Source organism: Thalassobellus citreus (genome assembly GCF_044385915.1).
GTDB classification, from domain to species: Bacteria; Bacteroidota; Bacteroidia; order Flavobacteriales; family Flavobacteriaceae; genus Thalassobellus; species Thalassobellus citreus.
Map to the genome: position 1 here is coordinate 1 of NZ_JBISCC010000055.1, position 657 is coordinate 657.

2 protein-coding genes are annotated in these 657 nt (G+C 29.1%); both read right to left on the reverse strand.

Annotated elements, in window-relative coordinates; genetic code table 11:
• Positions 1-265 (reverse strand): hypothetical protein (locus tag ACH5TX_RS00265; protein WP_439337560.1); only part of this gene is annotated, 265 nt, incomplete at its 3' end.
• 9 nt (positions 266-274) lie between these two features.
• Positions 275-628, reverse strand: a complete 354-nt coding sequence (locus ACH5TX_RS00270) for an SMI1/KNR4 family protein (RefSeq protein WP_439337561.1) — start codon at positions 626-628, stop codon at positions 275-277.
• Between the last annotated feature and the right edge of the window lie 29 nt (positions 629-657).

Below are 657 nucleotides of genomic sequence, written 5' to 3' on the forward strand. Positions count from 1 at the left end.
GTATCCAAAGTGGAATTTCATTTTTGTAAGTAACTAACCAGTCACAAACATCATTTACATTTAATTTTTTTCCAATTATGTTCGGCAGAGACCACAGTCTCATAATATCATCTGAATTTGTTTTTGATTCTTGTTTTTCAGCTGGGTCAAATTCTACAACATATTCTATTTTATCAAAATCTTTTAGAGAAAAGTTTTCCACACCAACTTCGGTAAGAAATTTATCTAATTGATTTTTTAAATATGTAGAATTACTTTTTTGCATCTAGTTTGACTAATTTCTTGGGTATTCTGATAGAAAAGTTCTTAAGTCAGTTAGTTTGTCAGGAATTAAACTCATTTCTCTGTAATAATAGACACTTGGATTTTCGGTTCCGTCTGCTTTAAAATACCAAAACATATATCCTTGATGCATCATAAAAACAAAATCTTTTTCGGTCAGAAAGTTGTCAGCATTATCTTCTTCTAATAATTCTACGGCCCAATCTTTCAACTCATTTTTATTATGAAATAAATCTATTCCAACCATTCCTTTTGGAATAGATTTTAGACATTCCAAAAAGAACTTTTTATAAATTGATGGAAAAGTCAGATTAAGTTCTCGTTCCAATTCTTTCAACTTTTTCATATAGTTTCTTCAAATGACACACAACGGTT